Origin of the sequence: Bradyrhizobium sp. SZCCHNS3052, from assembly GCF_032484495.1 — a bacterium.
Lineage (GTDB): Bacteria > Pseudomonadota > Alphaproteobacteria > Rhizobiales > Xanthobacteraceae > Bradyrhizobium.
This window is the reverse complement of the sequence record NZ_JAUETB010000021.1, coordinates 26593-43508: the sequence shown is the minus strand read 5'-3', so window position 1 is coordinate 43508 and position 16916 is coordinate 26593. Positions and strand designations below refer to the sequence as shown.

Sequence of the window (16916 nt, the reverse complement as noted above, 5' to 3'; positions counted from 1 at the left end):
CGATGAAGGCGCGGATCGACGAGCTTGAACGGCAGAAGGCGGAGATCACACAGCGCCTGTCAGAGGCTCCCGCCGACGTTCCCGACATGCATCCCAAGATCGCCAACGTCTACCGCAAGAACGTGGCCCGGTTCACCGAGGCGCTCACCGATCCGGATGGCGGGCGCGAGGCAGCCGAGGCGCTGCGCTCGCTCATCGGCGAGATCGTACTCAAACCCGGCAAGAAGCGTGGCGAGGTCCATGCTGAGCTGCGTGGCGAGCTGATGGGTATCCTTGAATTCTCGAATACCCAGGAAAATCAACGGACTGACCGTCTTATGCCGGCGGTGGCTGCATGTCCCCGCAACCATTGAGACCGACACTCCCGTAGCCGACGAGGCTGCGGGAGTTTTGGTTTGTGAGCTGCTGTGCAGCTGAGGACAGTGCCGTCTCCCCCTGAAGCGTGGCATCGGAAGATCCGGGAATTATCACCAGGACGGCGCTCAGGCGACCATGCGAGCCGGCAGACAATCTGCGAAGCGCGTGAACTGAAGTATTGAGGCATCGGCGAAATTCACAATCCGTCTGCCTGCGGTACAACCCCATTGCCCTGGCGTGGGAGCGAGCTTGCACATTGCGCGAGCGCAGCCGCCGTCACGATGTCAGACGCAGCAGGTTGCGCACGGCAGGGCGCCATTCGCCGGTCATGGTGTATTCGAGGCCGAGACGTGCGCCGCAGGTGATCGCCAGCATCGTCAGCGGCGCCGAGATCGCCAGCGTCGAGAAAGCCGACAGGCCCTGTCCGATCGTGCAGCCCATCGACATGATGCCGCCGGTGCCCATCAGCAGCGCGCCGGTCATGTGACGCTTCAGCTCACGCGCGTCATCGCAGGCTTCCCAGCGGAAGACGCGCGAAAACATTGCCGCGACGAACGAGCCCAGGATCACGCCGGCGACGGAGCCGATCGCAAAGTCGGCCCGGCTGCCCGAAAGCGTGGCGATGTAGAGCACGGTATTGCCGAGCGGGGCAACGAAGGTCAGGGATGCCACGCGCGCCGGATCGAAATCGTCATTGCCGAGCCAGCTGGTGGCGAACCAGCCGAACGCCACCGCGCAGCCTACGGCGAGGCCGGAGAGCAGCAGGCGCGGCGATCTCACGAGGCGCCCGTCGGCCAATGCCCAGGCCGCGAGCGCGACCGCTGCGACGGAAACGGTTGCCGGCCGCGCATATGAGCCAAGTGCGGGCGACAGCAGCATATCCATGCCCTGGGTCATCGTTTCGGGCAGGCGTATGGAGAGCGGCTCGATCAGCGAGATGCGCAGGAATCCCGTGAGCCCGCGCATCGCGGCCAGGGCTGACACGCCCAGCACCAGAAACACGACGATGGCGCGCAGATCACCGCCGCCGATACGGACCAGTGTCCCGAAGCCGCAGGTGCCGACCAGGGCCATCCCGATTCCGAACGACAAGCCGCCGAGGATGGCGCCGCCGAGCGGAATGGACGACGTCAAGTAGATCGAGCGCGACAGGTCGATCAGGCCGAAGCTGGCGAGCAGCTGGGTTGCGACCAGCGCGACCGCGGCCGCCAGAGCGAAGGATTTGAGTCGCCGGGTATCGGCGCCGAAGAACGCGTCCTCCAGCATCGCGAGCGTACAGAAGCGGCCGGCGCGACCGGCGACGCCGAGAACGGCGCCCGCGAGGAGCCCACACATGAACGTCAGTGCTGATGGGCTGAGCATTCCTCTCCGACATCCTCGTTGGTTTCCTGGCATTGTGCGCCAGGAGCGGCGGGGACGCCAGACCTCTTGCGCCGCTACGGGGCGCGCCGATGCGAAGCCTGAGACCGCGAGGGCCAACCGGTCAGCGGCGGCGCTTGCGGACCGGCTCGCAATAGACGTCGTAGATCGCCGTCAGGATCTTGCGGACATCTTCGCTCGCAAGGCTGTAGTAGATCGTCTTGCCCTCGCGCCGCGTCGTGACCAGCCGGTCGAGCCTGAGACGGGCGAGCTGCTGCGAGACGGTCGACTGCCGCTCGCCCAGGAACTGCTCGAGCTCGGTGACGGATTTTTCGCCTTCGGCAAGGATGCAGAGCAGCAAAAGCCGGGACTCGTGGGACAGCGCCTTCAGCATCTCGCTGGCTTCCCGCGCCTTCTCGATCATCTGCTCGAGCTCGGCAGAGGTTTCGATGTCCTTCAACTTCGGCAGCGGCATGAATTCTGAATCCCTCGGTTGGCGTCAGGAGCGGGCCGGAGCCCCGCTTGTAGCATTCATTATGCGGCCGAGCAGCCCAAAGAAGAACGCATCGCCGGGATAACCGCGGATGCGTCCGATCTCGCGGCCCTGATCGACCACCACGAAGGTCGGGGTGAACGCTCCCGGATCGATACCGGAAAGGTCCGTCGGCAGCGGCTTGGCAAGGTCGACCCGTCGCAGCGGCAGCGCGCGCCCCTCGTCGGTCTTGTCATAGATCGGACCGATTTCCGCGTTGAAGCGGGCGCACCAGCCGCAGCCCGGACGTTCGAACATCACGAGCTCGGAGGCGAACGCCGGGGACGAGAGGCAAATGCCGGTCACTACGGCTCCTGCGAGCGTTGCGAATCCGCGCGATGCACGTCTGCTGGTCATGCCGAGATCCTCTCTGGACTTGGCGGCCAATCTATCATTAAATTCGAATATGTACTAGTGCGCGATTTCCGAATCCTGCCCGGCAGGCCGGGCACGTAGCGCTGGCCGACCGGGGGGAAAGATGGATCTCGACGTTACGCTGGGCGCCGCGCTGGCCGCGGGTCTGTTGTCGTTTCTGTCACCGTGCATTCTGCCGCTGGTCCCGCCGTTCCTGTGCTACATGGCCGGCGTCTCGGCGGCCGACGCGATCGGCGAAACCAGCATGGCCCAGCGGCGGCGGACGGTGCTGACGGCGCTGTGCTTCGTCGGCGGTTTTTCGCTGGTGTTCGTCGGTCTCGGCGCCACCGCCTCGGTGTTCGGAAGGTTCATTGCCGGCCATCTCAGCCAGCTCGGCATCCTCGCTGGCCTCGTCATCATCACGATGGGGCTGCATTTCCTCGGGGTGCTCCGGATTCCGCTGCTGTACCGGAGCGCCACGATCGACGTCGGAAGCAAGCCGGCCGGCCTGCTCGGTGCGTTCGTGATGGGACTTGCCTTCGCCTTCGGCTGGACGCCGTGTGCGGGGCCGGTCCTTGCCGCCGTCCTGATGATGGCCGGCGCGGAGGCGACGGTGGGGAAGGGCGCGCTGCTGCTCGCCGCCTATTCGGTCGGGACCGGCATCCCGTTCCTGATCGCCGCTGCCTTCACGGGACAGTTCATGACCATGCTCAAGGGCATCAAGCCGCATCTCCCCCTGGTCGAGAAGACGATGGGCGGCTTTCTCGTCCTGACCGGCGCGGCCTTTCTCGCCGGCGTGATCCCGCGGATGTCGGAATGGATCTTCGAGCGCTTTCCGTCGCTCGCCACCATCGGCTGATCAGCCGAAGCGGAAGTCCAATAGATTGACGAAGGACTGCAGTTCGATCTCATAGCGATGCACCAGGCCGGCGTCGCTCTCGCGCGCCGCGCGGCCGATCTCGCCGGCACTCGTCGTGGCGCCGTCGATCAGGCGGCGGAACTCGGCCTGGCTCGCCACGTCGGGCGCGGCGAGGCCGTTGCAGCGTTGCAGCCGGTCGCGCAGCGCTGTGCCGGCCTGGACGACCTCGCCAGGCTCGGCCTTGCCCGCAGCGAACCGCGCAGCTGCGTTGCGCAACGCGTCCATGACGGGTGACAGGTCGAACACGCAATCGCTGAGTTCGACCACGCCGGCGTCCTGCCTCAGGGCGTGAAGCGACCGGCGCAACGCGGCAATGGCCGCCGCAGCGCGTGCCCCGTCACCTGCGGTCAGCGCTTCGTCCGCCTGCTTCAGGCGATCGTTTCCGGTGGCGATCAGCTCTGCAAAGGATTTGGCCGAATAGGGCGCATTGGAGCGCTCGGCGAGCCGGCTGAGCCTGCCCCAGGCGATCCGGGCGTCGTCGAGCTCGATCTGCGCCAGGCCCACATTGCCGGTGCGGCCATAGCTCGCGGCTGTGCGCAGGCTGGCCATCGCCGAGCGCATGAAGGCAGCAACGTCCGCGTTCTCTTCGGCGTGCCCACGGACGCCATGTGTGAGGCATGACAGCACGAGCGACAGCATGATGACGCGGCGCAGCATCGAATGTCCTTTTCACATTCTGTTATTCGAATATCATGTATCGAAATTCCGTGGACTTGGCAAAGTGGACTTGGCAAAGCGCGCGAGCGGGCTGATGACGACGAACCGGACGATGACACGGCGCGATCTGGTTGCGCTGCTGCCTGCCGCGGCGGCCGTCGGCCTGGCGTCAGCGCCGGCGCAGGCCGACGCGGCGCTCGGCGACGACGGGCTCTATCACCAGTCCTGGTTTCTCAACAGCTTCCTGGACCTGCGCGAGGATCTCGAAAGCGCGGCGTCGGACGGCAAGCGGCTTGCGATCATGTGGGAGCTGCGCGGCTGCCCGTATTGCCGCGAGACGCATCTGGTGAACTTTGCCGATCAAGAGATCACGGACTACATCCGCGCCAATTTCGAAGTGCTGCAGCTCAACCTGCTCGGCGCGCGCAAGGTGATCGACTTCGATGGCAAGGAGCTTGCCGAGAAGGAGCTCGCCGAGCGCTACGCGATCCGCTTCACGCCGACGTTCCAGTTCTTTCCGCCATCGGCCGAGGGGGTCTCTGCGAAGGAGCCGCTCGCGCGCGAGGTGGCGCGCGCGCCGGGCTATCTCAAGCCGCCGCATTTCCTCGCAATGTTCCGCTTCGTGCGCGAGAGGGCCTATGAGCGCGGCACATTCCGCGACTATCTCGCTTCGACCAAGGGTTGAGTGCAGTGCGGCATCGAAATACGCTTGACACCAATCACATTATCAAATCATAATTATTGAATATGATGGATCGTAAGTCCGTCGTGTCATCGTAAGGCGAGGGGACGCCTCGCCGGTCAGGGTGGAAACATGCGCCGTTTGATTCCGGCCGCCTTGCTCTGCGTGTTGCTGTCGGCAGCCGCGCGGGGTGACGAGCCGATCAGGCTCGATGTCGTCGACTATGCCATTCCGAAATCGCTGACGGGCGCGCCCGGCAATGCCGATGCCGGCAAGAAGGTGTTCTTGACGCGGACGCTGGGCAATTGTCTCGCCTGCCATCAGGTGTCGTCGCTGAAGTCGGAAGAGTTTCACGGCGAGTTCGGTCCGTCGCTTGACGGCGTCGCGACCCGCTACAACACGGCGCAATTGCGCCTGATCGTCGCCGATCCCAAGCGCATCTTCACCGATACGGTGATGCCCGCCTTCTACAAGAACGACGGACTCAATCGCGTCAGGCCGGAGTTCGTCGGCAAACCCGTCCTCACCGCCGCGCAGGTCGAGGACGTCGTCGCCTTTCTCGAAACATTGAAGTAACCGCCTCTGGAGGATGATGCATGGGCGCAATCAACAGACGACAGGCGTTCCTTCTCGGCGGCGGTTTCGTCGCCCTGACGGTGCTGCCGATGGCCGCCAACGCCGAGCCGAGCAACGACGCGGCCGAGATGATCAAGAAGTTCACCGGCGGCAAGGAAGCGGCCAAGGGCAAGATCACGCTCGATCTGCCTGAGATCGCCGAGAACGGCAACACCGTGCCGCTCGCGCTCTCGGTCGAAAGCCCGATGACCGCCGAGAACTACGTCAAGGAAGTGCTGTTCGTGGCCGACGGCAATCCGAATGCCGGCGTCGCCACGCTGATGTTCACGCCGATGTCCGGCAAGGCCGAGGCATCGATCCGCATCCGTCTGGCGCAGACCCAGAACGTGATCGCGGTCGCGAAGATGAGTGACGGCTCGCTCTTCACGGAGCGCAAGACCGTCAAGGTCACCATCGGCGGCTGCGGCGGCTGAGACAGGGGAGAGACGAACATGGCAGACAAGCCGCGGATCAAGCTTCCGAAGGAAGCCAAGAAGGGCGAGATCATCCAGATCAAGACGCTGGTCTCGCATCTGATGGAATCGGGTCAGCGCAAGGATGCGCAGGGCAAGCCGATCCCACGCAAGATCATCAACAAGTTCACCTGCGAGTTCAACGGCAAGCCGGTGTTCTCCTGCGCGCTGGAGCCGGCGATCTCCGCCAACCCGTACATCCAGTTCGACGCAAGGATCGACGAGGAAGGTACGTTCAAGTTCGCATGGACGGATGATGATGGCTCCGTGGTGACGGCCGAAGAGAAGATCGCGTTGAAGGCCTGATCGGCAGCGTGTGATCGCTAGGAGGAGTGACGGATGTCCATTCGCTACGGTTCTCTCGCCGTCCTGGCTTCGGCCGCGCTGGCCCTGTCGGCAGTCGCGACGTTCGGCCAGGAGGCCGAACGGAAGGGCATTCCGGCGCCTCCCGGTCACGTCTTCAAGACCATCATCTCGGGCTATCAGTTCCGCACCAAGGAAACGCGCGCGCTCCAGGATGACGACCTGGAGAATCCCGGCTTCCTCGCGGTGGAGCGGGCCGCCGACGTCTGGAAGACGGTCGACGGCAGCGAAGGCAAGTCGTGCATGAGCTGCCACGGCGAGGCGGAAAAGACCATGAAGGGCGTCGGCGCCGCCATGCCCAAATGGAGCGATAAGCTCAACAAGCCGGTCAATCTCGAGCAGCAGATCAACATCTGTCGCACCGAGCACATGAAGGCGCAGCCCTGGGCCTTCAAGTCGAAGGAACTGACGGACATGACGGCGTTCGTCCGCTACCAGTCGCGCGGCATGCCGGTGGCGGTGAAGACCGACGGTCCGATGTCGCCATGGTTCGAGAAGGGCAAGGAGATCTACTATACGCGGGTCGGGCAGCTCGATCTCGCCTGCGCGTCCTGCCACGAGAAGAACAACGGCAAGTTCATGCGCGCCGATTTTCTGAGCCAAGGCCAGATCAACGGCTTTCCGACCTACCGGCTGCGCGATCAGCGCCTGATCCCGCTGCACGAACGGTTCGAGGGCTGCATGTTCGACGTTCGCGGCGTGCCCTACAAGCCGCTGTCGGACGAGTTCCTCGCGCTCGAAGTCTACGTCGCCTGGCGCGGCATCGGGCTGCCCGTCGAGACACCGTCGGTCCGCAACTAGCCGCGGACACAAGGAAGATACATCATGATATCGCGTCGCGAATTCGTTCAGGTCGCATTGGCGGCGGCTGCCCTGGCGGGTGGCTCCGGTCTTGCGGGTGCGACCCGCGCCTTTGCTCAGCAGAAGCTGACCGAGAAGGAGCTGCTGGCGTTCGATCCGGTCGGCAACGTCACCTTGGTGCATGTCACCGACATCCACGGCCAGCTGATGCCGCTGTATTTCCGTGAGCCGTCGACCAATCTCGGCGTCGGTGACGCCAAGGGCCAGCCGCCGCATGTCACCGGCAAGGATTTCCTCACCCGCTTCGGCATCGCGCCGGGCTCGTCGTCGGCCTATGCGCTGACCTCGGAGGATTTCGAGGCGCTCGCCAAGACCTACGGGCGGATCGGCGGGCTCGACCGCGCCGCCACCGTCATCAAGGCCATCCGCGCCGAGCGCGGCGACAAGGTCGTGCTGCTCGATGGCGGTGACACCTGGCAGGGCTCATGGTCGTCGCTGAAGACCCGCGGCCAGGACATGATCGACTGCATGGCGCTGCTGAAGCCGGATGCGATGACGGGGCATTGGGAGTTCACCTACGGCACCGAGCGCGTCAAGCAGGCGGTCGATGGTCTGGGCTTCCCTTTCCTCGGCCTCAACATCCGCGACACCGAATGGAACGAGCCGGCGTTCGAAGCCTCGACGATGATCGAGCGCGGCGGCGTCAAGATCGCGGTGCTCGGCCAGGCCTTCCCGTATACGCCGGTCGCCAATCCCCGCTGGATGATTCCGAACTGGTCGTTCGGCGTGCGCGAGGAGGATGTTCAGACCCAGGTCGACAAGGCGCGCAAGGACGGCGCCGGCCTCGTGGTGCTGCTGTCACACAACGGCTTCGACGTCGACCGCAAGCTGGCCAGCCGCGTCAAGGGTCTCGACGTCATTCTCACGGGTCACACCCATGATGCGCTGCCTGAGGCCGTGAAGGTCGGCAAGACGCTGCTGATCGCGTCGGGCTCCTCCGGCAAGTTCGTCTCGCGGCTCGATCTCGACGTCAAGGACGGCGAAGTGAAGGGCTATCGTTACAAGCTGATTCCGCTGTTCTCCGACGTGATCACGCCGGATCCGGCGATGGCGGCCAAGATCGCCGAGGTGCGCAAGCCGTTTGCCGCGGATCTCGCCCGCCCGCTGGGGCGGACCGAGACGCTGCTGTATCGCCGCGGCAATTTCAACGGCACGTTCGATGACCTCATCTGCCAGGCGCTGCTGCAGGAGCGCGATGCGGAGATCGCGCTGTCGCCGGGCTTCCGCTGGGGCACCAGCGTGATGCCGGGCCAGGACATCACGTTCGAGGACGTCACCAACGCCACCGCGATCACCTATCCGGCCGTCTATCGCATGGGCATGACCGGCACGCGGCTGAAGGAGATCATCGAGGACGTCGCCGACAACCTGTTCAACGTCGATCCTTACTACCAGCAGGGCGGCGACATGGTCCGCATCGGCGGCATGTCCTACGCCATCGACGTCAACAAGCCGCAGGGGCAGCGCATCTCCGACATGCGCCTGATCAAGACCGGGGCCGCGATCGATCCGACGCGGGAGTATCAGGTCGCGGGCTGGGCCAGCGTCAACGAAGGCACGCAGGGGCCGCCGATCTGGGAGGTCGTGTCGAGCTATCTGCAGCGCCAGAAAACCGTTCGTCTCGAGCCCAACCGGGCCGTCAAAGTCTCCGGAGTGTGACGACGATGTCCAAGGACAAACTACTTCCCTCAGCCCCACGCGCGTCGCGCCGTGGTTTCCTGACTGCAGCCGGCGGTCTTGCCGCCACGGCGCTGGCCTCGCAGGCGCGTGCCGGCGTCGGCAATCCCGCCAACCAGCCGCCGAACGTGCCGGAATGGACGCGGACCCTCGGCGAGGGCGTCGCTGTGCGCCCCTATGGCAAGCCGTCGAAGTTCGAGAAGGACGTCGTCCGCCGCGACGTCGAATGGCTGACGGCTTCGCGCGAATCCTCGGTCAGTTTTACGCCGCTGCATGAGCTCGAAGGCATCATCACGCCGAACGGGCTGTGCTTCGAGCGCCATCACGGCGGCGTAGCCGACGTCGATCCGGCCGATCACCGGCTGATGATCCATGGGCTGGTCGAGCGGCCGCTGCTGCTGACGCTCGACGAGCTCAAGCGCTACCCGCGCGTCAACCGCATCCACTTCATGGAATGCGCGGCCAACTCCGGCATGGAGTGGCGCGGCGCCCAGCTCAATGGCTGCCAGTTCACGCATGGCATGATCCACTGCGTGCAATATACCGGCGTCTCGCTGCGCACCCTGCTCGAAGAGGCCGGCGTCAAGACCAACGGCAAATGGCTGCTGGTCGAGGGCGCCGACTCCGCGTCGATGGATCGCAGCCTGCCGATCGAGAAGGCGCTCGACGACTGCATCATCGCCTACAAGATGAACGGCGAGGCGCTGTATCCCGAGCAGGGCTATCCGATGCGCCTGGTCGTGCCGGGCTGGCAGGGCAATCTCTGGGTCAAGTGGCTGCGCCGTATCAAGGTCGGCGACCAGCCTTGGCACACCCGCGAGGAAACCTCGAAATACACCGATCTCTTGCCGAACGGAAAGGCGCGGCGCTTCACCTGGGCGATGGATGCCAAGTCGGTGATCACGAGCCCGAGCCCGCAGGCGCCGATCAAGCACGGCAAGGGCTTCACGATCGTCTCAGGGCTGGCGTGGTCGGGCAACGGCAAGGTCAAGCGCGTCGACGTGTCGCTCGATGGTGGCCGGAACTGGTGGCCGGCGCGGATCGACGGCCCGGTGCTCGACAAGGCGCTGACCCGGTTCTACTACGAGTTCGACTGGAACGGCGAGCCGCTGCTGCTGCAGTCGCGCGTCCAGGACGAGACCGGCTACGTCCAGCCGTCCAAGGCCGAGCTGCGCAAGGTCCGCGGCTACAACTCCATCTATCACAACAATGGCATCCAGACCTGGCATGTGCAGGCAAACGGTGAGGTCGAGAATGTCGAGGTCGCCTAAGCTGATCATTGCAGTCGCAGCGCTGGCAACGCTCGCGGGCTCGGTGGCGTTCGCCGGCGGTCCGAGCGAGAAGACCGAGGCCAAGTCCGATGCCAAGCCGGCGCAGCGCTTCAACATCGGCCGCGCGCCGAGCGCCGAGGAGATCCGCGGCTGGGACATCGACGTCCGTCCGGACGGGCAGGGGCTGCCAGTCGGCAAGGGCACCGTCGCCCAGGGCGAGAAGCTGTTCATGGACAATTGCGCCAGTTGCCATGGCGAATTCGGCGAGGGTGCCGGCCGCTGGCCGGTGCTCGCCGGCGGCAAGGGATCGCTGACATCAGACAATCCGGTCAAGACGGTCGGTTCCTACTGGCCCTACGCCTCGACGCTGTTCGACTACGTCCGCCACGCGATGCCGTTCGGCAGCCCGCAGTCGCTGAAGGTCGACGAGTACTACGCGCTGGTCGCCTATGTGCTGTATCTGAACGACGTGATCACCGATCAGAACTTCGAGCTGAGCAACAGCAATCTCGCCACGATCAAGATGCCGAACGAGGGCGGGTTCATCATGGATGATCGGAGCACGAGCGAGAAGGCGTTCTGGCAGAAGGATCCTTGCATGAAGAACTGCATCGCGCCGGTCAAGATCACCGGACGCGCGACAGCGGTCGACGTCACGCCGGAAGACAAGGACGGCAAGCCGCGAGGCGTCGAGTGAGGATTGCCGGATGCAGCCGCCGCCAGATGCTGTTGGCGGCCGCATCCGTCGCCCTGGCCGGAAGCGGGGGTGCGTCCATCGCCACTGCAGCCGAGCCACATAGGCTCGCGTTGCAGATCAGCGACGAGGATCCGGCCAAGATGCGCGCGGTGCTCGACGTGGCCGCGAATGTCTCCCGCCACTATTCGGGCGAGGGCGCGGAGGTCGAGATCGTGATCGTCGCGTTCAATGGCGGCCTCGACATGCTGCTGGCCGACCGCTCGCCGGTGAAGGAGCGGGTGCTCGGCTTCGCCAAGTCGATGCCCAATGTGAGCTTCATCGCCTGCGGCAATACCTTGGAGACGCTCGCGAGCAAGGAGGGACGGCAGCCGCCTCTGCTCGACGGTGTCACGGTCGTCAAGACCGGGGTCGCGACCCTGCTGGAGCTGTCCGAGAAGAACTGGACGATCGTGCGTCCCTGAGGAATTTGCGATGCGGTGGTGGCTCGCTCTTGTCGTCTCGTTCATTGCGTCGATCGCCTTCGCGGCCGAGGAGCCGCGCGAGCTCACGATCGGCGGGCGTACGGCGCTCGGCACGCTCCGACTGCCGGCGCAGTCTGGACCGGATGTGCCGCTGGTGCTGATGACGCACGGCACGCTCGCGCACAAGGACATGGAGACCATCCAGGGCCTGTCCAAGGCGTTGGCCGAGCGGGGGATCGCCTCGCTCGCGCACAATCTCGTGCTCGGTCTCGATCGCCGCACTGGCATGTACGATTGTGCCAAACCCCATGACTATGTGACGGACGATGCCGTCGTGGAGATCGCCGCCTGGCTGAGTGAAGCGCGCAAGACGTCGTCGCACGTCTTCGTCCTCGGTCATTCGCGCGGCGCCAATCAGGTCGCGCGCTATCTGGCCGCCAATCCCAAAGCGGCGGTCGACGGTGCGATCCTGCTGGCGCCCGCGACGGCGAGCATCGAGGCCGGTTTGAGAGACGCCTATGCGGAGAGCTACGGCCAGCGATTGGCGCCGCTGCTCGACAAGGCTGAGGCAGCGATCGCCGCCGGGCGCGGCGGTGATTGGATGTCGGTGCCGGGCTTCATCTATTGCCGCGATGCCAAGGTGACGGCGCGCGCATTCGCAGCATTCTATCGCGCCGACCGGCGTCAGGATACGGCGGCGCTGGTCGCCGATGTGAGCCTGCCGGTTCTGGTGCTTGCGGCAGCGCAAGACAAGACGGTACCGGACGTGGCAGCGTCGTTCGCGCCGCTGGCGTCACGCGCCGGCAGCCGTGTCCGACTGGAGACGATTGACGACGCAGATCACTTCTTTCGCGATCTCGCCGCCGAGGATGCCGCTGATCGCATCGCAGGATTCATTGCAGCCGCGCGTTAGGAGCCACCATGGAACGTCGATCTTTGATGCAAGCCGGTCTTGCCGGCCTGTTTGGAATCTTCGGTGTCAGCAGCGCACGCGCGGCGACGGAATCTCCGCGCCAGCGCGTCGCCTATCATCTCGCCGATCAGGACCGCGCCCTGTTCGTTCTCGGCAACCTCCAGAACCACGTCGATGGCACCGGAGGACCTGGACGCGCAGACATTCGCCTGGTGATCCACGGTCCGGGCTTGCGGGCCTTTCATGCGATTTCGGCCGACCAGACCATCTCGGCTCTGGCCGAGCGCCTCATGAAAGCCGGCGTCGGCTTCGAGGCCTGTGCGAACACCATGAAGGCGCAAGGCGTGAAACTCGACGATCTCTTGCCAGGGTTCGCGGTGGCGGAGAAGGGCGGCGTCGTGCGCCTCACGGAGCTGCAGCAGAGTGGATACGCCTACCTGCGCCCGTGACGGGCGCATGCGTCCTTGCCGATGCCGCCCGGCATGTTGAGCGGCAGGCCTGAACGACGGGAGCGCCTGTGCTCACCGCATTGATCGACCTTCTGGGTGAGGAGCTGGTGTCGCTGCTGTGCGGGCTCGCGGCCGGCGGCGCGTTCGGCTTCTTCGCCCAGCGCAGCCGCTTCTGCCTCCGGGCGGCCACGGTCGAGTTCGCGCGCGGGCAGGGCGGTCCGCGGCTGGCGGTGTGGCTCCTCACCTTCGCGTCGGCGCTGCTGGGCACCCAGACGCTGGTGGCGATGGGCCTGCTCGACGTCTCCGAAGCGCGCCAGCTGGCGCAGCAGGGCAGCATTTCCGGCGCGATGATCGGCGGCACGCTGTTCGGCTGCGGCATGATCCTGGCGAGAGGCTGTGCCAGCCGTCTGCTGGTGCTCTCGGCCAACGGCAATCTGCGGGCGCTGCTGTCCGGCCTCGTCTTCGCGGTGACGGCGCAGTCGGCCTATCGCGGCCTGCTCGCGCCGGCACGCGAGTGGCTCACCAATCTTTGGCTCGTCGACGGCGGACCGTCGCGCGACATCATGAGCCTGTTCGGCGGGGGTACGCCCGAGAAGCTCGGCTTCGGCATGCTGTGGTTCCTGGCCGGGCTCGCCGCCGTGTCGAAGTTTCAGGTTGGCCCGAAGATCCTGCGCTCGGCGGTGGCCGCGGGCGCGGCGGTCGCCGGGGGCTGGCTCCTCACTTATCAGCTCGGCCAGGCCTCGTTCTCGCCGGTGCCGCTGAAGAGCCTGACATTCAGCGGTCCTTCGGCGGAGCTGCTGATGCAGGTGCTCGCCAGCCCGCAACTGAAGCCGGGCTTCGATCTCGGCATCATTCCGGGTGTGTTCATCGGCTCGTTCGTTGCGGCCGCGCTGGCGCGTGAACTCAATCTCGAAGGCTTCTCGGATGGGCGCGGCATGCGCCGTTACATGATCGGCGCCGTCCTGATGGGATTCGGTGCGATGCTGGCGGGCGGCTGCGCCGTTGGCGCCGGCGTAACCGGGGCATCGGTGTTTGCGCTCACAGCGTGGATCGTGCTCGGTGGCATGTGGTTGGGTGCGGCCGTCACCGATTTTGTCGTCGACCGCTGGCTGTTCGCCACCAAGCCGGCGCAGAGCCCGGTTCAGTCCCCCTCCGTCATGCCTTCTTGAGGCATCCTGCGGAAGCGAGCCTGCTTCTGCTGAGCGGCATTGGACATGCAGCGTCAAGGCGCAGCATCCATGAATCTCCGGGACCTGTCTGTCACAGGCTCGTCGACGCGTGGCGTGTCGGCGCACTTCAAGCCTCCGACGAAGAACATTGTCCGATCAGATCGGATCGAGCCCGAAGACACGCGTCTTTGCGTCGTCACGCCGGAGCGCAGATCGCGTAGTCCGCGGATCGGCCACAGGAGATGCGTGCCGACCACGGCATTCGGACCATCGTGCCCGATCATGACGTTGGTAGATTCCAGTCCGGAGATCCCGCCCGTTAACCAATTTGCGAAGGTCGGGTGATACCGTCGCGAGGGGACGACGCAATCATGCGGCGGACCGATACGAATCGCCGGGACTACGAAAGGCACGCGTGATGTCGCAACTCTCCATTCGAGCAAAAATGGCGGCCGTCATTGCGCTGCTGCTGGTGGCGATGACCATCGTCGGGTTGCTGGCCGTCCGCGGCATGCAGACAATCAATACGCATACCGAACAGATCGCCAAGAACTGGCTGCCGAGCGTGCGCGTGCTCGGCGAGTTGCGTTCGGCGATCAATCTCAATCGGGCGCAGCTGCGAGCCTACATGACGGCTGATACGACTGAGGAGAAGGACAATCTCGACCGCAATATGAAGGCAACGCTCGCCGTCATCGCGACGGCGCGCCGCTCCTATGAGGCGATGATCTCGTCGGCCGAGGAGCGCAGCCTGTTCGAGAGCTGGTCGCGGGGCTGGGAGCAATATGTCAGGGCTGCCGATGGTGTGCTCGAGGTGCTGCGCGCAGGGAACGGCAACGCGACCAAGCAGGCGAGCGATCTGTTCAACAAGACGGTCCGGAGCGTCGCCAATCAGTCGGACGAATTTCTTCGAAAGCTGATTGACCTCAACAATCGTGGCGCCGACGCCGAAACCAAGATCGCCGCGGATGGCTATGCCGAGGCATTTGCATTGATGTCGACGGTCATCGTCCTTGCCGTTCTCACCGGCATCGGCGTCGGAAGCTGGTTCGTTCGCGACATTTCCCGGTGCATCGCTTCCATCATCAGGCCGATGCAGGCGCTCGGTGAGGGTAACCTGGCGATTGAGATCCCCTATCGCGGTCAGAAGACCGAAGTAGGCATGATGGCCGACGCCCTGGAGGTCTTCAAGACCGCCTTGATTGCGAAGAAGCAGGCCGACGATATCGCTTCGAGAGAGGCAGAGGTGAAACTGGAACGCGGCCGGCGCCTCGACGAGATCACTGGCCGCTTCGAGGCCGTGGTCGGCGAGATCGTCGATACCGTGTCCACGGCATCGAGCACTTTGGAAGGTCACGCCGGCGGGCTCAGCAACACGGCGAGCCGCGCACAGAACCTGGCCACATCCGTCACCGCGGCTTCCGAGGAAGCCTGCACCAATGTGCAGTCGGTGGCATCTGCGACCGAGGAGCTCTCCGCGTCCGTCAACGAGATCAGCAGGCAAGTCCAGGATTCGGCCCGGATGGCCAATGAGGCGGTGGCACAGGCACGCAGGACCAATGAACAGGTCGGCGAGCTCTCGAAGTCCGCTGCCCGCATCGGCGACGTCGTCGAGCTGATCAATACGATTGCCGGACAGACCAATCTGCTCGCGCTGAATGCAACGATCGAGGCCGCACGCGCCGGCGAGGCCGGCCGTGGATTTGCGGTGGTCGCATCCGAGGTCAAGGCGCTGGCCGAGCAGACGGCGAAGGCCACGGGCGAGATCGGCCAGCAGATCTCCGGCATCCAGTCCGCCACCCAGCAATCGGTCGGTGCCATCCGCGACATCAGCATCACCATCGAGAAATTGCAGGAGATTTCGTCGACGATCGCATCGGCCGTGGAGCAGCAGGGCGCTGCCACGCAGGAGATCTCGCGCAACGTCCAGCATGCGGCGGCGGGAACGCAGCAGGTCTCAGCCAACGTTGCGGATGTGCAGCGCGGTGCCGTCGATACCGGAACCGCCGCATCCCAGGTGCTGTCCGCCGCGAAATCGCTGGCCGACGACAGTGCCAGACTGAGCATGGAAGTGAAGAAGTTCATCGCCGGCGTGAGAGCCGCCTAGGAACTCGCGGCGACTGAGAGCCGCGCAGATCCGATCTCGCCGCCATTCGCCGGCCCGCGTCGGAGTGCTGGACAGGTGCGCAGGCCCGGCCACCACGCGCCGGGCATCGCTTCTGCGTTGGCCTGCGAGCCTCATCTCGAGGACTTCTCCCGCGGCCGCGGCAAGCGGCGCGACCGAGTCGCGTGGTGACGATGGACCTGCGAGAGGCCGCGCCGACATGAACAGAGCGTGGGGCTGCGGCGGATCATGCGCCGCTGCGGTTTGCTCGGGGCTGCCATCCCCGAGGTCGTCCGTGCCGCTGATTCCTCGCCGTCACGCTGCCGCAGGATCTCGCCTTTCACCTATCGGCACCGGCCGATTTATAATTGCATAAATTCGAATATATGCATATAGTAGCGCGCGTCGGTCGCGGCGCTGGGCCGCGTCAGCGGGGAGGGCCCGTCGTGGCAATGATGAACGACGTCATGGTCAAGGATCTGGGCGAGTCCGGGCACATCGACTGGTCGCCTTATCTGGTCGGCGCCGGCATCGGCATCCTCAGCTGGGTGGCCTTTGCCGGGTTCGGCGACCCACTCGGCGTGACGACGGCGTTCTCGCGCATCGCGTCGCTGTTCGCCGTGCCGGTGATCGGATCCGACGCCGTCGCCGCCAACAGTTATTGGAAGTCGATGCCGCTGAAATGGGATTATGGCGTCTGGTTTCTGGTCGGCATTCCGCTCGGCGCATTCTTGTCGGCGGTCATCTCCGGCACGTGGCGGCTCGAACTGGTGCCGGAGGTCTGGCGGGAGCGCTTTGGTCCGTCGGTGTTCAAGCGCTTCGTCGCTGCGTTTCTCGGCGGCATCGTCATCATGTATGGCGCGCGTCTGGCCGGCGGCTGCACCAGCGGCCACGGCATTTCAGGCGGTCTGCAACTGGCGCTGTCGAGCTGGCTGTTCCTCGCCGTGATGTTCGCGACCGGCCTGGTTGTGTCGCGCGTCATGTTCCGCAAAGCATAGGAGGA

The 16916-nt window shown here is 65.1% G+C and carries 19 protein-coding genes and 1 pseudogene; 16 read left to right on the top strand and 4 right to left on the bottom strand.

From position 1 onward, the window contains the following. Window positions 1-353: pseudogene (locus QX073_RS33775) on the top strand (recombinase family protein); the annotation flags it as partial. Between the two features lie 280 nt (window positions 354-633). On the opposite strand, the gene QX073_RS33770 reads toward QX073_RS33775, so the two are convergent. The 3 genes from QX073_RS33770 to QX073_RS33760 form a co-directional block, all read right to left on the bottom strand. Continuing rightward, a complete protein-coding gene (locus QX073_RS33770) occupies window positions 634-1719 on the bottom strand; it encodes a YeeE/YedE family protein (RefSeq protein WP_315718316.1) in 1086 nt (361 codons plus the stop codon). A 121-nt stretch (window positions 1720-1840) separates the two neighbouring features. Next, window positions 1841-2191: a metalloregulator ArsR/SmtB family transcription factor gene (locus tag QX073_RS33765; protein WP_315718315.1), complete on the bottom strand. Its 351-nt coding sequence runs from the start codon at window positions 2189-2191 to the stop codon at window positions 1841-1843. Between the two features lie 24 nt (window positions 2192-2215). Further along, on the bottom strand, window positions 2216-2605 hold the full coding sequence (locus QX073_RS33760; RefSeq protein ID WP_315754880.1) for a thioredoxin: 390 nt from the start codon (window positions 2603-2605) through the stop codon (window positions 2216-2218). 121 nt (window positions 2606-2726) lie between these two features. Here QX073_RS33760 and QX073_RS33755 point away from each other — a divergent pair, with 121 nt between their 5' ends. Then, a complete protein-coding gene (locus QX073_RS33755; protein WP_315778323.1) occupies window positions 2727-3461 on the top strand; it encodes a cytochrome c biogenesis CcdA family protein in 735 nt (244 codons plus the stop codon). On the opposite strand, the gene QX073_RS33750 is transcribed toward QX073_RS33755, so the two are convergent. Beyond that, window positions 3462-4178, bottom strand: a complete 717-nt coding sequence (locus QX073_RS33750; RefSeq protein ID WP_315718313.1) for a hypothetical protein — start codon at window positions 4176-4178, stop codon at window positions 3462-3464. A 94-nt stretch (window positions 4179-4272) separates the two neighbouring features. Here QX073_RS33750 and QX073_RS33745 point away from each other — a divergent pair, with 94 nt between their 5' ends. From QX073_RS33745 to QX073_RS33680, 14 genes are all read left to right on the top strand, one after another. Continuing rightward, window positions 4273-4863: a thioredoxin family protein gene (locus tag QX073_RS33745; RefSeq protein ID WP_316171758.1), complete on the top strand. Its 591-nt coding sequence runs from the start codon at window positions 4273-4275 to the stop codon at window positions 4861-4863. A 129-nt stretch (window positions 4864-4992) separates the two neighbouring features. Then, window positions 4993-5436 (top strand): sulfur oxidation c-type cytochrome SoxX, encoded by a 444-nt coding sequence (gene soxX, locus QX073_RS33740; protein WP_315755995.1) that lies wholly within the window; start codon window positions 4993-4995, stop codon window positions 5434-5436. Window positions 5437-5456: 20 nt separating this feature from the next. Then, complete coding sequence (gene soxY / locus QX073_RS33735) at window positions 5457-5909, top strand: thiosulfate oxidation carrier protein SoxY (RefSeq protein ID WP_315718310.1); 453 nt, start codon at window positions 5457-5459, stop codon at window positions 5907-5909. 18 nt (window positions 5910-5927) lie between these two features. Beyond that, window positions 5928-6254: a thiosulfate oxidation carrier complex protein SoxZ gene (gene soxZ / locus QX073_RS33730; protein WP_315718309.1), complete on the top strand. Its 327-nt coding sequence runs from the start codon at window positions 5928-5930 to the stop codon at window positions 6252-6254. Window positions 6255-6287: 33 nt separating this feature from the next. Then, window positions 6288-7112 carry a sulfur oxidation c-type cytochrome SoxA gene (soxA, locus tag QX073_RS33725; protein WP_315718308.1) on the top strand — a complete coding sequence of 275 codons (825 nt, stop codon included), beginning with the start codon at window positions 6288-6290 and terminating at the stop codon, window positions 7110-7112. 24 nt (window positions 7113-7136) lie between these two features. After that, entirely contained in the window at window positions 7137-8831 is a 1695-nt protein-coding gene (gene soxB / locus QX073_RS33720; protein ID WP_315718307.1) for a thiosulfohydrolase SoxB, read from the top strand. 5 nt (window positions 8832-8836) lie between these two features. After that, window positions 8837-10120, top strand: coding sequence for a sulfite dehydrogenase (gene soxC, locus QX073_RS33715; protein ID WP_315826663.1), 1284 nt, complete (start codon window positions 8837-8839; stop codon window positions 10118-10120). Beyond that, entirely contained in the window at window positions 10059-10817 is a 759-nt protein-coding gene (locus QX073_RS33710) for a cytochrome c (protein WP_316193877.1), read from the top strand. Before soxC ends, QX073_RS33710 begins: the two co-directional genes overlap by 62 nt. Window positions 10818-10843: 26 nt before the next feature. Beyond that, window positions 10844-11278, top strand: coding sequence for a hypothetical protein (locus tag QX073_RS33705; protein WP_316193896.1), 435 nt, complete (start codon window positions 10844-10846; stop codon window positions 11276-11278). 10 nt (window positions 11279-11288) lie between these two features. Next, on the top strand, window positions 11289-12191 hold the full coding sequence (locus QX073_RS33700) for an alpha/beta hydrolase (protein WP_315718304.1): 903 nt from the start codon (window positions 11289-11291) through the stop codon (window positions 12189-12191). An 8-nt stretch (window positions 12192-12199) separates the two neighbouring features. After that, the gene (locus QX073_RS33695; RefSeq protein WP_409978004.1) at window positions 12200-12640 is read left to right on the top strand and encodes a DsrE family protein; all 441 of its coding nucleotides are present in this window, start codon (window positions 12200-12202) and stop codon (window positions 12638-12640) included. A gap of 68 nt (window positions 12641-12708) precedes the next feature. Beyond that, a complete protein-coding gene (locus QX073_RS33690) occupies window positions 12709-13809 on the top strand; it encodes a YeeE/YedE family protein (protein ID WP_316193878.1) in 1101 nt (366 codons plus the stop codon). A 418-nt stretch (window positions 13810-14227) separates the two neighbouring features. Then, window positions 14228-15916, top strand: coding sequence for a methyl-accepting chemotaxis protein (locus QX073_RS33685; protein WP_316193879.1), 1689 nt, complete (start codon window positions 14228-14230; stop codon window positions 15914-15916). Between the two features lie 452 nt (window positions 15917-16368). Continuing rightward, the gene (locus QX073_RS33680; RefSeq protein WP_316193897.1) at window positions 16369-16911 is read left to right on the top strand and encodes a YeeE/YedE thiosulfate transporter family protein; all 543 of its coding nucleotides are present in this window, start codon (window positions 16369-16371) and stop codon (window positions 16909-16911) included. Window positions 16912-16916: the final 5 nt, after the last annotated feature.